The 13,896-nt window shown below is 53.9% G+C and carries 9 protein-coding genes; 1 reads left to right on the top strand and 8 read right to left on the bottom strand.

Going from position 1 to position 13,896, the window contains the following annotated elements; translation table 11 throughout:
• Nucleotide 1: 1 nt before the first annotated feature.
• Together fdnG and ACWAU4_RS03520 are read right to left on the bottom strand one after the other, a co-directional pair.
• Entirely contained in the window at nt 2–3,019 is a 3,018-nt protein-coding gene (fdnG, locus tag ACWAU4_RS03525) for a formate dehydrogenase-N subunit alpha (protein WP_208125497.1), read from the bottom strand.
• Between the two features lie 706 nt (nt 3,020–3,725).
• A complete protein-coding gene (locus ACWAU4_RS03520) occupies nt 3,726–5,489 on the bottom strand; it encodes an alkaline phosphatase D family protein (protein WP_062793737.1) in 1,764 nt (587 codons plus the stop codon).
• A 247-nt stretch (nt 5,490–5,736) separates the two neighbouring features.
• Between ACWAU4_RS03520 and ACWAU4_RS03515 the strand changes: the two genes are divergently transcribed.
• The gene (locus ACWAU4_RS03515; protein ID WP_025011287.1) at nt 5,737–6,156 is read left to right on the top strand and encodes a CBS domain-containing protein; all 420 of its coding nucleotides are present in this window, start codon (nt 5,737–5,739) and stop codon (nt 6,154–6,156) included.
• Nucleotides 6,157–6,251: 95 nt separating this feature from the next.
• Here ACWAU4_RS03515 and ACWAU4_RS03510 read toward each other — a convergent pair whose 3' ends face one another.
• The 6 genes from ACWAU4_RS03510 to ACWAU4_RS03485 all read right to left on the bottom strand — a co-directional run bounded on the left by ACWAU4_RS03510 (nt 6,252) and on the right by ACWAU4_RS03485 (nt 13,822).
• Entirely contained in the window at nt 6,252–6,536 is a 285-nt protein-coding gene (locus tag ACWAU4_RS03510) for a heavy-metal-associated domain-containing protein (protein WP_025011288.1), read from the bottom strand.
• Entirely contained in the window at nt 6,533–6,850 is a 318-nt protein-coding gene (locus tag ACWAU4_RS03505) for a mercuric transporter MerT family protein (protein ID WP_123117165.1), read from the bottom strand. Before ACWAU4_RS03505 ends, ACWAU4_RS03510 begins: the two co-directional genes overlap by 4 nt.
• A 16-nt stretch (nt 6,851–6,866) precedes the next feature.
• The gene (locus tag ACWAU4_RS03500; RefSeq protein WP_167716080.1) at nt 6,867–8,009 is read right to left on the bottom strand and encodes a transglutaminase-like domain-containing protein; all 1,143 of its coding nucleotides are present in this window, start codon (nt 8,007–8,009) and stop codon (nt 6,867–6,869) included.
• 274 nt (nt 8,010–8,283) lie between these two features.
• On the bottom strand, nt 8,284–9,504 hold the full coding sequence (locus ACWAU4_RS03495; protein ID WP_025011290.1) for a hypothetical protein: 1,221 nt from the start codon (nt 9,502–9,504) through the stop codon (nt 8,284–8,286).
• Complete coding sequence (locus ACWAU4_RS03490) at nt 9,501–10,151, bottom strand: hypothetical protein (protein WP_025011291.1); 651 nt, start codon at nt 10,149–10,151, stop codon at nt 9,501–9,503. The genes ACWAU4_RS03495 and ACWAU4_RS03490 overlap by 4 nt, the downstream gene beginning before the upstream one ends.
• The gene (locus tag ACWAU4_RS03485) at nt 10,151–13,822 is read right to left on the bottom strand and encodes an ATP-binding protein (protein WP_454290452.1); all 3,672 of its coding nucleotides are present in this window, start codon (nt 13,820–13,822) and stop codon (nt 10,151–10,153) included. The genes ACWAU4_RS03490 and ACWAU4_RS03485 overlap by 1 nt, the downstream gene beginning before the upstream one ends.
• Nucleotides 13,823–13,896: the final 74 nt, after the last annotated feature.

The following is a 13,896-nucleotide window of genomic DNA, read 5'->3' as shown; positions in this document are numbered from 1 at the left end:
ATCAAAAGCCCTCCGCTTTAGAAATATTCACAAGGAATGCTTTATATTCAGGAGTTTGCGTATTGGCATCCCCCACTGCAGAAGTCAGCTCATTGACGATATAGCTCTTTTGCGTCAGCGCTTCATAACTGCCATGGCGTGGAATACCTATGGTGTGCACAGCTTTACCTTGTACCATCATGGGTTGCAGACGCTTGGTCACATAAGCCTTGGTGATGATATGGGATCGTTTGGAGGTCACTTTCACCCAATCCCCATTGGCAATACCCTTCTGAGCCGCCAGGGTTTCATCGATTTCGATAAAGTGTTGTGGCTGGGTAATGGCCGCCAAACGGCAGTGAGTCGTCCAGTTGTTGAAGTGCTCTGTCATTGAGTAGGTTGTGCCTACATATGGGAACTCTTCATTGGTCCCGAAGGTTTCACGCATTCCCTGGAACATACGGGCCACTGGGTTATTGGTGACTTTGGGATGCAAGGGGTTGCTCGCCAGCGGTGATTCAAAGGGTTCGTAGTGTTCAGGGAAAGGACCATCTTTCAAATCGCGCAGTGCAAACAAGTGCCCCACCCCATCGGCCTGCATGATGAATGGGTGTGCCGAATCCTGAGCATTCAACTTGGCATTGAAGTCAGGCACATCTATGCCTTGCCACTTACCGTCTTTGTACTCGAGCAATACGCGGCTGGGATCCCTTGGCTTTCCTTGCACATCGCATGAAGCACGGTTGTACAGAATGCGGCGGTTGGCAGGCCATGCAAATGACCAGTTGGGCGTTATCCCCTTACCCGATGGGTCACTGTTGTCGCGGCGGGCCATCATGTTGCCCCGCTCTGTCCACTGACCTGAGTAGATCCAGATACCGCAGGACGTTGAGCCGTCGGCTTTCAATTCAGTGAAACTGTTCAGCAGCTTGCCGGTTTTAAGATCGTAGCCGTTCATCTCTTTCGCCAGCTCTTCCGAACTTGGCTCATGTTCGATGGCATAATCCCATTTGATTGCTGCTATAGGCTCTGGCAAACGGCCGCCTTCTTCACGATACAAGCGTTTCAGTTCCAGCATGATGCCGGAGAGAATGGCAGGATCCGACAGGGCTTCTCCCGGTGGATTGGCACCTTTAAAGTGCCATTGCAGCCAACGGCTGGAATTGGCAATAGAGCCGCTTTCTTCGGCAAAACAGGTGGTTGGCAGACGGAATACTTCGGTTTGAATATTGGCGGTATCAACATCGTTGAACTGCCCCGCATTACGCCAGAAACTTGAAGTTTCATTCGCCAAGGCATCCAGAATGACCAGAAACTTCAGGTTTGATAAACCTTTGGATACTTTCTGTTTATCTGGTTGAGAGTTCAGGGTATTGATACCTTGAATAAAGTATCCATTCACTTCACCGTGAACCATCATGTCTATCTGTTTGTTGATATCGTACTGTTGATCCCATTTGGGCAACCAGTCATAGCCGTAATCGTTTTCAGCCGTGGCGTAATCGCCGTAGAAAGATTTCAGCAGCGACACAGTAAAGGCCGGGTAGTTATGCCAGTAGTTGGTTGAATTGGGACGCAGCGGTTTGGGCGTGTAATGGTTCAAGTAGGTTTCAAGATTAATATCCTGATCCTGTGGCAGTTTCAGATAACCAGGCAGACCTTGGCACAGCAACGCCAAGTCAGTAGCCCCCTGCACGTTTGAGTGACCACGCAGCGCATTGACCCCACCGCCCATGATCCCCATGTTACCCAGCAGCAACTGGATCATCGCCATGGTACGAATGTTCTGCGCGCCGACACTGTGTTGCGTCCAGCCCAGCGCATACAGGAAGGTGGCCGCTTTGTTGTCGACATGGGTTGCCCCAAGCTGTTTGCATACATCCAAATAGGCTTCTTTGGGGGTACCTGTGATACTCGAAACCGTATCCGGGTCGTAGCGTTCAACGTGCTTTTTCAACAGTTTCAACACACAGCGGGGATGCTGCATGCTTGGATCGACTTTAGCGTAGCCTTCATCATCCAATTCATAGAACCAGGAAGACTTGTCATAGGTGTTGGCCGTTTCATCAAAACCACTAAACAGTCCCTCGTTGAAGTCAAAGTCTTCACGCACGATAAACGAGGCATTGGTATAGGCTTTAACATACTCAAGGTTGATTTGATTGGTGCTTAGCAGATAACGGATGACCCCGAGCAAGAAGGTGATGTCTGTACCTGATCGCAATGGAGCATAGGTATCGGCCACAGCAGCGCTGCGGTTAAAGCGAGGGTCCACCACAATCAAGCGCGCATTATTGTGCTCCATCGCCTCGGTTACCCAACCAAAGCCAACCGGGTGTGCTTCAGCCGCATTTCCCCCCATGACAATCGCCAGATCGGTATTTTTCATATCGGCCCAGTGGTTGGTCATGGCTCCGCGGCCAAAGGTCGGTGCCATGGCGGCCGGTGTCGGCGCATGGCATACCCTGGCAATGTTATCCAGGCCCAGCATGCCTATGGCACGACCAAATTTATGGGTCATGAAGCAACCTTCGTTGGCCTGCGCCGACGAGGTCATCATCCCCAGACTGGTCAAACGGTTTACAGTTTGGCCCTTGGCGTTTTTCTCAACCAGGTTCGCGTCACGCTCATCCTTGACCAAGCGAGCGATGCGTTTAAACGCTTCCTCCCAACTGATACGTTGCCATTTATCACTGCCGGGAGCCCTGACTTCAGGGTATTTCAGTCGATGAGGACTGTTCACGTAATCCACCAACCCGGCCCCCTTGGGACACAAGGCACCACGATTGATTGGGTTATCGGCATCACCTTCGATGTGGAAGATGTGCTGCTCGGCATTCTTGCCATTACTGCTTTGGCTGTACATCAATAAGCCACAACCTACTGAACAATAGCAGCAGTTATTGCGCGTCTCTTTCGCCCTGAGCAGTTTGAATTGTCTGACTGCAGCAAATGCCTTTTCAGACATCAATCCCAGTGCAGAGATTGCAGATGTTGCAGCTCCGGCAGCACAGAGTTTGAAAAACTGTCGTCTGTTCATTGTCATTTCACACACTCTCTTGTTATGTGCAATTTCCAACTGCGGCATGGGTGCCACAGACTCGAGTCAGGTAAAGTCCTTACTCACAGCAGGAGTATCCTAAGAAATGACAATAAATAACAAATACAGACATGTGATCAGCAACACACTATCACAGCCACAGAAATTAAAACCAAAATTAATTTATGAAAAAGAATTAAAAACCAAAAGTCTATTTAAAAACACAAATCAACAGAATTTAACTCCAAATAGCCATTGGTCAAATTGTCTGGTCAAAATGACCATAATGTATAACTTTGATAGCGAAGCAATTAATTAGCGTGACATACATCACCAATTAATCAATATAGAGTCTGTTAACAGAGCTAAATCAGCAAAAGCTTATTTGTGACCTATTTCTCACTTCAAGGATCTTTAATTTCATTAGAGAGGGGAAATTCGCATCAAACAGCAGAGAACTGCTAATTAAGTACATGGTGATACTGGGTAAATTGGCTGGCAAGAAAGCACTGATAAATGAACCTGGCAGACTGAAATGATTTAAAGATTCTGGCCATATTTTGAATCGAAAAAGGACAGTTCTTGATCTGTCCTTTTTTCAGGTATGACTTTAAGTTTTCGTTTGGCACCTATTTCAAACCCAACTCATCCAAAAAGGTGCAAACGCCTCAGGCATGTCTGAAACTATCTATACCTGAAGCACTTGTCAGCCAAGCAAGATCCCCGGCTTTCCATCCAAAGAACGGGCAATGGCACGGCGCCCCTCCGCTTCAGTGAAATCTTTGCTCAGAATGCTATCCACATAGAACCACTCGCTGACCACCTCTTCGCTGCTGAAGGTCAGCGTCATATAACCCCGGTTCAACAGGTTGGCGTATTTAAGGTCATCCACCAGCCCTACAACGGCCGCCTCTGTCGCCGGGATCTGCTCTGAAGGCAGGTTGAGGTAGTACTCAAGCCCAGGGGAGGAAACCGAACTGGTGGCAAACTCAACCCCAACCATGTTGCCGTCTTTGTCCTTGAGATCATTGGCCCAGGCATTGTGGGTATCACCGGCAATCACCACCAGGTTTTTACCCGAGGCCCGGGCAGTGGCCAGCACGACTTCACGCTCATAGGCATAGCCATCCCAGGCATCCAGGTTGTAGGGGATCGACGGCAGTTGCAAAAGTGCCAGCACTTCCGGCGTCAGCTTGGCCTGGTTGGCCGCCAGATAGGTCAGTTCCGCTTGGGTCAGTGTCGGATCGCCGGCCTGAGCACGAGCCGCCAGCTGGGCCAATGCCGCCAACTCGGCAAACTGCGGAATAGACAGCTGCTGAGTGGCTATCGCCGCCGGCAACATCATCCGCCCCATCAGTATCTGCTGCCCCAAAAGCTGCCACTTGGCGCTGGATTGCAACAGTTTTCCCTGCAACCACAGCAGTTGGGTCTGGCCCAGAAGCGTACGCTGAGTGTCGGTCACGTCGGCGAGAAACTGCTGATCGTTGAAAGCGCCGGTAGCCGGATCCAGATAGTTGCCATAGTCCAACTGTTTGTCACGGGCCAACACCCGGGTATCCAGCATATGCAGATCCAGCAGATCGCCGAAGCTGAAACTGCGGTAGATCTCTTCATGATTGCCCTCGCGCCATGGGCGGATAGGCAGCCATTCGAAGTAAGCCTGCAATGCCGCCTGTTTACGGGCGTCGAAGTCCCCTTCCCCTTGGTTATGGTTTTCGGCACCATCCTTCCAGGTGTCGTTGGCCACTTCGTGATCGTCCCAGACGGTAATAAACGGCAGCTTGGCGTGCAGCTTCTGCAAACTGGCATCGCCGCGATACTGGCCATAACGGGTACGGTAATCGCTCAAGGACAGCAACTCTCCCGCGGGTAGTACCTCACGGCCCAGCTCGGCGGCATGTTCACTGGCATAACCACCACGGCCATATTCATAGATATAGTCGCCCAAGTGCAGCATGGCGTCGAGATCGTCCCGCTGCGCCGCCAGTTCATAGACATTGAAGTAACCGGCCGGGAAATTGGCGCAGGACATAACCGCCAGTTTGACCGAATCGACCGCGCCCTCGGGCAGGGTCTTGGTCATACCGACTGTGGATGTCTTGTCACCCGTCATAAAACGATAGAAGTAGCGGCTGCCGCTCTCCAGCCCTATGGCATCGACTTTAACCGTGTAGTCACGCTCGGCATTGGTCACCATTTCACCTGTGGTCACCAAGTCGCTGAAGGCACCATCACGGGACACCTGCCAGGATACTCTGACATCCCCCGCCGTTTGCGGCGTTACCCGGGTCCAGATAATCACGGCATCCTGAGTGGGATCACCGCTGGCGACACCATGAAGAAAATCGGCGGCGACTGTATTGTCATCATTGTCACTGGAGCAGCCCATCAGGCCATATGAGAGTACGGCAGCGCCAACACCTTTGGCTGAGAGGGCAAGAAAGTCACGACGGGAGAAGTTGCGGGTCATTGTTATTATTCCTTTAAAAACGCTTCATAATGCTGGTATGAGGTCGGATGTCCAGATTGTGAAGTCAAACTATTACACAATTGTGACAACCAGGTAAACATCTGTTGATATTCAAACAAATTCAGTCGGTTAAACAAAATGACGTCCGCTTTAGGCCAAGGCACTTGCAGCCTGAAGTGACAGGGGGCAAAATGCCTTACAGGACAGAGAATTAGCCCTCTCAGGGCCCAGGTGAAGGAACAAGACAATGAAAGTCAAAGACATCATGAGTACCCAGGTGGTGTGTATCAGTGACGGCGCCAGCGTCAAGGACGCCCACCAACTGATGCATTCCCGGGGCGTGCGCCATCTGCCGGTGATATCAGAAGCCAGCGGCACTCTGGTAGGGATACTCACTCATAAAAAGATGATTGCCACTGTAGTCAATCTGCTGACCCGCTACGGTCAGGGGGCGCTGGAACGAAAAGAACGCGGTACCCTGATAGCCGATCTGATTGAAACCGACTTTGAACCACTCAAGGCCGATGCCCCACTGACCCAAGTGGTGGATTATTTTATTGCCAACAAACATGGCTGTCTGCCTGTAGTGGACGAGCACAACAAGGTGCAGGGCATAGTCACCTCTTCTGACTTCGTCAAACTGTGCCGAGCGTTGCTCAAGGCTTGAACCCATCAAAAAAGCGTGCTTAGAGCACGCTTTTTTGGACAGAGCTTTTGCTTTTGGCGCAAGCTGAACCTATTGAATGAACCGGGTCTTAGAGCTTAGGCCTCTGGCTCTATCTTATTGATACTGCCCTTATAGCCGGTTTCATCCACCGCCTTTATCAGCGCATCCATATCAAAGCCTTCAGGCACTATCACTCTGGCCTGCTGGGTCTTGAGCGAGGACTTGGCCTTAATCACGCCCTCTGTCTTGCGCAGCGCCTTGTTGATTACCGTGACACACAAAGGGCAGGTCATGCCTTTGACATCCAGGGTGACCACCAGATTCCCCGCCCAGGCAAACGGCGTGCACAGCAGCAGTAAAACCAGTAACAAGCTTCTCATTCAAACACCTCTAACAGCCAAGGTAATACAAAAGGGTAAAGCTGAAACGCCAATACCACAGGCACGGCCAGCCAGTAGAGCAGCAACATTCTGGTGCGGCTCATGGTCGCGGTGCACAGAGGCCTTTTGGAAAAATACAAACGCCAAAAGCCCAGCAGGATCAACAGAGTCGACAGCGCCAGCATGGGAACTTGCAGCCAGCCCAGCTGTTCAATGCCCGACAGCGAGGCCGCCGATACCCCAAACACCAGATAGATCAGCGGCCCAATACAGCACAGACTGGAGGCGACAGCGGCAACAACTGCAGCCACCAGTGTCGCCAAAAAACCCTTAGAGCTGTTCTGTTGACTGGAAATCATAGGCGAAAACTTTGGGGTCATAGTAGTTCACAGGGTCGCCATCCACTTCGGCATAAGGATAGCCAAAGTTGTTCAGCGGCGTCTGCTCGGCCATGGGCGCCAGATCAAAGTCACGACCGAAGTTGAAACCAACCCAGTTCATTTCCCAGTTACCGAACAGATAGTCGTTGACCGCCTGCACATCGGGATCCTGGTGTTGCTTGTTCTCGGTCAAACGCATCTTGGTCACATCCGCAGGGTCGGCCGGCAACCAGCCGTAACCCGCCAGATAGAACATGGCACGGCAGTGCTGACCACCACTGACCTTGGCCAGGCCGTTGGCATCACTGCTGCCGAAGGCTTTCTTGGAGTATTTGCCCATCTTAATAGCCTGTCCAACACGGATCCCGAACATCTCCCGGGCAGGTATGCCGGCGGCGCGAGCCAAGGCCACAAATACCGAGTTGATATCAGTACACTTGCCACCCAGTTTGCCGCTCTCGAGAATAGTGGCCACATCACCCGTACCGCAACCGATAATATCGTTGTCGCGGAACATATTGGCGCTGACCCAGTTGTAGATGAGGCGGGCCTTTTTCAGCGGGTCGGTTTCCTTGCCAACAATCTTGTCTGAAGTCTGCTTCACTATGCCATCAATGGGCATATGCTTGGTGGGCAGCAGATAGCGCTCCACATCCACCGGATACTGGATGGTTTTTGGGGCGCGATAGTGTTCGAGTTCACCGTTTTTCAGCGGTTCCCAGTCGAGGGTTTCCAGCTCCATGACCAACTGCAGCTCCATCTTGCCTTTGGCATCAGGCCAGGTGGCAAACAGAGTCTTGGCACCATAGCTGTTATCGGCAGTGATATAGGCGTCCTGGAAATTGCCTTTGAAGTTCAGCTTGCGTAGCTGCTGAAACTGGGTGTCTTCCACCAGCGGGATCCACAACTTGACCACGCCCTCTGAGCCCTCGGGTGCGATCAGTTGGTAATCTTGAGTCAGAGTGAAATGTCTGCGGCCGTCGGCGGAATAATGCTCGACGGCCTTGGTCTTCGATGTGGCCGCCATCACAGGGCTGATGATACCGGCCGTCGACAAAATAGCCGCAGTTTTTAAAAAATTGCGTCTTTGCATTATTCGATTCCTTACGTTTGATTAACAGACGAGTCAATGAGGTGCCCGCTGGCGGGCCGAAGCATTATAAGTGGCGACCCCTGGCACCGCAACAAAGCCGCAGACACAGGGTCAGAGCAGCCAGAGTCGCCAGCAAGGTGGAATAGTAAGAAAAATTAACAAGTTTGCGAGACAAAACAACCATATTGGTCATCTTGTCTCGCCTTACGTTTACCAATGTAAAGCTGGTATGGCAGACGGAAAAACCGGCGCCGGATCACATTCTTACCTGGGCTTATCTCAGCCCCACTTCCACGTCGCGGATAATGAAGTTACCCGAATAAAGCGGATGGGGTTCACCCAAAGGCTCCAGGGCAAAGAAGCGTTTGTGCTCTTCACTGAGCCCCTCGAAGCCACCTATCACCTGATAGAGCCAGCTTTCCGGATCCCAGGACAGCTGTTGCTGCTGCAGATATTCCAGCGCCGAAGTGTTGCGGCCCGAGTCAATGACGGCGCAGAAGTACTCATCTACCGCCTCTTTGAGCGGGTTATCAGGAATATCAAAGTCTTCCTGAGGATTAACCGCAACCGGCACATCGTGCTCCTGCAACCTCTTGGGCAGATGGTCACGACTGATGGCCTTGATACGGGCCACCATCTCCATCAGTTGCAGTTCCTGACCGCTGTTGTTCACATCCACAGATGCCGGTGCCAGCAAGGCCTCAGCATGATTGAACAGCACAGGCACCTGCTTGTGCGCCACATGGTCGGCCACCTGGTAGTCTGGGTGCAAATCTGTATACAGCAACCAGCCTTTGAGCAAACGGGTACGACCGCGGATCTGCCTGAAGCGTCCCAGCAATTCCAGTAGACGCCCCTGCACCACGCTCAGCTCCTGGGTGCAATCACTGAGAGTGTCCTGCAACATGGTCACCAGCAGGCGGCGCAGCTCACGGATATCACCGGCAATTTCGCCAAGCTCGGTAAACTCAAACAGCTCCAGGCCGTTAAGCAGTTCCGATACCTGGCTCTGGGCCAGCTCGTTTTCACGGATCTTGGCGTTAATTGAGCCCACATAACCGAACTCATTATTGATCCGGCCCCAGAGCACACGAATGGAGTAACGCAGGCTCTCGGTGAAGCTGAATACGTGTTCGGTCAAGTCCGCCAGATAGGCCTCGGCGGCGCTGTAATCCACACTGGCACGCGCCTCACGGTAGTGATTGGCCAAGGTCTTGATGGTGGCCAGGGCCGAACCGACGTTGGCGTTGATCTGGCGGTTACGCTCATCCTTGAGGCCCTCTTCCAGCAGGGCCCTGACATTACGCGACAACCTAAGCGGTTCGTCCGGCTCGGGACGCCAGAGAATACCGTTGTCGGTAAGCTTCTTCAGCAGCGCGGGTTCCTGCCGGGTCTCGTCCAAGCTACCGGAAAGATAGGCGTCCATCACCAGTTCGGCGTTACGCCCAAGCAGCCTCAGCAGCTTGACCCCGGCCTGATGCAGGTTGCTGCTCATATCAGATCCCTCTGGGTGGCGGTTTCAGCCTGAGCCTCCAGACTGAGGCCCTCGGTTTCATCGATAAAGCGGATCACTTCGTAGAGGTAATCCAGCTTGCCGGTGGCGATATAGATCTGTTTTTCCGGATTCGGCCGCACCAGATAGCCCAGCTCCTGCAAACGCTTGAAAACCAGTTTGATCTGACCATCGACACTGCTTGAGCTGGAGCCGAACAAGCGATACTGGCTCAGCTTGGCCAATTGCTCGCGAAACGCCGGCGTATCCTCAATGCGGCTCTGCAATTCGGTAAGCCGCACCGCCGCGCCTTCGGTCAGGGGCGCGTCCTGGCCGCTGGCTTCCTGCACCAATACCAACCATTCCACCATGGGGATCAACGCCTGGCAGATATCGCGAAACTGCGCCGAAATCACTTTGCGCTCGTCCTCTCCCAACTGCAGATAACCGCAGAAGAAGACTTCGCCCTCGGCGGCCTGGGCCACAGTGCGGTTGATTTGGTTGAGATAGGCCTCGACTCTGTCACGGGTGGCCGGGCTCTTGAGTGAGCGCCAGCCTTCCTCATCCGTGGTGCGGCAGATAAATTCACCCTTGAGCAGGCGCTCAATCAGGGCGCCTGAGCCGACGATAGTGCTTTGCAGTTCGCTCATTACACCGCCTCCTTGGCCAAGCGCTCAGAGAGCTTTTGCGCTATGGGATCGACCTTGGGTTTAACCACCTGCAGTCGCTTGGTCTGCTTGTTGATGATGTAGCGGTTGGCAAACAAATTCAGTACCTCGGACTCAGGGTTGGGGAAAGCACCCAACACGCTGATATTGTTGTTTTCACAGGCATCGAAGATCTTCTTCACGTTAGCGTGGTGCAAGGTGCCCAGCTCATCAATCGGCCAGTGCACAGTGACATCCGCCTTGCCCCGCAGCAAACGGGTAAAGGCCAGCAGAAACTTACAGAGGATCAGATAAGCCATACCATGACTGGATGACTCGTTGAGCTGACGGTCGGTGCGGATCACCAGATCCGAGTTGCCCTCTTTGAGGCGCAGCTCAATCTCCAGCAGCTTGGCGATGCCGCCGGTCAGGGCCGAGCGGCCTATGATATCCAGCGCCCGGCGCATGCTGTTGGTATAGTGCTCATCCGGCAGGCCGGTGAAGCCTTCGGCCTTCCAGGCGCGGAACGCCTTGACGAACAGCTCAAGCTCAGGCCAAAACTCAAGTTCGCTGATCCGCGAGCGGATCCTGACCGCAGATTCAGATACGCCGTCGAGGAACAGCTCCTCCCCGACTTCGCGGGTAATACGGGCGCTCTGGGAGGCAATACGGCGGTCGATATCGGCCAAAACATCGTAGAAGGCGGTCAGGTCGACACCGAAGATTCGGCCCTGTTCACGCAATGCGGTAATCGACTGCGGCACCATCACATTGAGCAGTTGGGCCAGATGCGGCACCAACTTGCGGTAATCCAGCAGGCGTATGCCCTTGTCATTGACTGAGCTGGACTCTTCACGGGCCTTTTCCCAGAACTCGGATAGGCTGGAGCCTGACTTGCTGGCAATCACCTGATCGAAATGATCCACATACTGCCTGACCGAACCCAGCAGATGCTCGCGCTTGAGCAACAGCTCCTCGCCCTGACGCAGACGTTCACCCAGGCTGCCCTGGGGCTCTTCATCGTTGCGCGGCAATTTCAGCTCGGCCAGCTTACGCAGCAAGGCGCGCAACTTGGTGAGGTTTTCCGAGGCCTCTACCTGAGCGGCATCGGACTGGCGCCTTTGTAGCTCCAGTTGCTGGCGGGCATGTTTGACTTCGTTGGCCTTGGTCTTCAATTGCTGATCCAGCTCGGAAGCGGCGCGCTTGACTTCGCCCAAGTCGGTCACCAACTTGGGTTTACGCACCAGCCAGGTATGCTGATACCAGTCGTCATAGCGCAGCACTTCACTGCGGCGCTGCTCGGCGGCGGCAATGGCACCTTCCAACTCACGGATCTCCCGCTTGAGGGCGAGAATTTTGTCTTCATCCACCCCGCGGGACTTAAGCTCGTTCTTGTACCACTGTTCGCAGGCTTTTTGCTCCTCTTTGGTACGACTGCGACGCTGATTGATGCTCTCTTTGAGCTGTTCCAGATGCTGCTCCAGCGCGCCGACCACTTCCTGCCAGTAGGCGTTCTTTTCCATTCTGGCATCCAGCGCCTGCTCTTTGAGCTCCTCCAACCATTCCAGGTGCTGGTTGCGCAGCTGTTTCATCTCCTGATCCAGCAGCGTCAGGCGTTTACCGGCCTGTGCCTTACGCTCAGCCAACGCCTTATTGATCTGCTCCTGCACAGTGCGGCGCTCCTCGAACAGACGCCGCAAATCGTCACGCAAATTCTTGTATGCCGTGCGGGCAAAGGTCAGCTCACGGCTCAGTTTATCCAGCGCTTCGTTGGCCTGCACCAGGCGCTCTTCCGCTTCTTCCTGCAGCCCATAGGCGTTTTGCAGCGCGTCTTCGGCCTTGGCCAGCTTGGCCCTTAGCTCAGGCTCTGAACTGGCGTATTCGGGGATCTCCAGCACCTTGAGATCCAATGAGATCCCGAAAAGGCTGTCACTTTCGGCGCCGACATTGGGGTGCAAGTCAGTGCGGTGCAGCAAGTCGGGATGTACCACCTTACCCAGGTGCTGCTCCCAACCCGGCACTTCTTTTCGCAGAAACTCCAGCAAGGTGTGGGACTGGGGGAACAGCATGTGTTTGAGATCGTCCAGATCGCCCTGGCGCTCCGTGACTCTGAGCGCGGCAATTCTGAGAGATTCACTGGCCTGATCCCTGAGTGAGCGCTGCTTACGCTCTTCGCTCATCAGCCGCTCCACCTTGGCGTTGGCAGCCTCCTGCTCGGCATCGGCACGGTCGATACGCTCGTCGAATACCGCCAGGCTTAGCTTCTCCTCCTCGGTATAAGTCACACTGTCGACCTGCAGCTTGAGCTCGGCCGCATTGAGCTTGAGCTGGTACTCCTGCTCCTGGAATTTGGCCTTGCCGTTTTCCTGCTGCTCACGGAATTCGGCATCGAGGCGCGCCAAGTCTTCCCGGGCCACTTCACGCTGCTTGTCGCGGGCCTCGCGTTGCTTATCCAGCTCCTGCTGCAGCTTTTCCAGCTCCTTGTTGAGCTGTTCACCAATCTTGCTGCGGCGGGCGTTATAGGCGGCTTCTATGTCCTGGTGTTTCTCTGTTTGCAGCTTGTGTCTTTCGCTGAGGTTCTCAAGATCGCTACGCCACAGCGGCAGCTGTTCCAGATTGGCCTTGGCCTGTTCAATATCGGCATCGAGAAACGCCGCATGCTGGTTTTCGATGGCGTCGAGTTCATACTCCAGCTTGGCGACATCGCCCTTGGCGGCAGACAGCTCCTGGTTAAGCTCGTCGCGCTGCTCTTTCCACTCATCGTCCAATGCCTTGAGACGGAAGTTCAGCTCCCGCGACAGGGTCTGATTTTGCTCCTGACGCTGGGCCTCCAGCACTTCGTCATTGCGATAACCTTTGGCCAGGCTGCCAAGACGCAGTTCGGCCGACAGCAGCTCGTTGAACTCCTGCTCCAGCTTGTCTAATTCGGGACGGATCTGCTCAAACCCGGCGATCAGCTGACTCTCGCGGATCCAGGCCTCGACGCGTTGTGGATTGAGCCTTGATGCCGGTGGGTTAACGCCATCTTCTTCCAAAATGGCGGCGATCATCGACTTGACCGTTTCCATTTTGCCTTCTTTGGAATGCACCGCCTTGGCCAGCTTTTCGATATGGCGCAGTGAATGGTCGGCCTCGCACAGAGAGAACAAACGGGCATAGCTGCGCAGCTCAGTGCGGCTGGTGCCTGTGTTGAGCAAGGTGCGGTCATTCTGGATGATGGCGCGAAACTCTCGGGTATTCAAAAGCTTGGTATGGTTCACTCCGGCGCGTTTCATCTCACGGCCCAGTTCGGCCATGGTATGGCACAAAATAGTGTCGCCGTTTTGGGACTTGATATAGTCTCCCAGTTCAAATCCCTTGGCGATAAAGCGATAGTTGACCCCTTTGCCATCGCCGGCCGAGGCCAGCACCGCCTGATACAGCAAGCCATCACTCTTTTGGTATTCGTAAATGATATAGCTGGATTCTCTGGGCAGATACCAGCGCTCGAAGCTGTCACGGGTCGAAGGCACGACCCGGCTGGGGTATTCACCATAAAACACAGGCACCAGACGCTGCAGCGTGGTCTTACCCGAGGCGTTGGTACCACAGATATTGGTATGGCCATCGAGCTTCAGTTCCACCACGCCCGGCAGATGGGTGTCGATCAGCACTATTCGAATCAAGCTTGGCATATAAATCCTTATGCAGACAGCAAGCACCAAACGGCCAGAGGCCCCGGCACTCGCGGCAACAGGCGGGCAAACCG

The sequence above is a fragment of the Shewanella sp. FeAMO genome, from assembly GCF_053653955.1.
The sequence above is the reverse complement of the archived record's forward strand: the minus strand, read 5'-3'. Positions and strand labels throughout refer to the sequence as shown.

What these genes read in the sequence shown, in the direction of transcription:
- fdnG (WP_208125497.1), bottom strand. Translation starts at nt 3,019, where the DNA reads ATGAACAGACGACAGTTTTTCAAACTCTGTGCTGCCGGAGCTGCAACA.
- ACWAU4_RS03520 (WP_062793737.1), bottom strand. Translation starts at nt 5,489, where the DNA reads ATGACCCGCAACTTCTCCCGTCGTGACTTTCTTGCCCTCTCAGCCAAA.
- ACWAU4_RS03515 (WP_025011287.1), top strand. Translation starts at nt 5,737, where the DNA reads ATGAAAGTCAAAGACATCATGAGTACCCAGGTGGTGTGTATCAGTGAC.
- ACWAU4_RS03510 (WP_025011288.1), bottom strand. Translation starts at nt 6,536, where the DNA reads ATGAGAAGCTTGTTACTGGTTTTACTGCTGCTGTGCACGCCGTTTGCC.
- ACWAU4_RS03500 (WP_167716080.1), bottom strand. Translation starts at nt 8,009, where the DNA reads ATGCAAAGACGCAATTTTTTAAAAACTGCGGCTATTTTGTCGACGGCC.
- ACWAU4_RS03495 (WP_025011290.1), bottom strand. Translation starts at nt 9,504, where the DNA reads ATGAGCAGCAACCTGCATCAGGCCGGGGTCAAGCTGCTGAGGCTGCTT.
- ACWAU4_RS03490 (WP_025011291.1), bottom strand. Translation starts at nt 10,151, where the DNA reads ATGAGCGAACTGCAAAGCACTATCGTCGGCTCAGGCGCCCTGATTGAG.
- ACWAU4_RS03485 (WP_454290452.1), bottom strand. Translation starts at nt 13,822, where the DNA reads ATGCCAAGCTTGATTCGAATAGTGCTGATCGACACCCATCTGCCGGGC.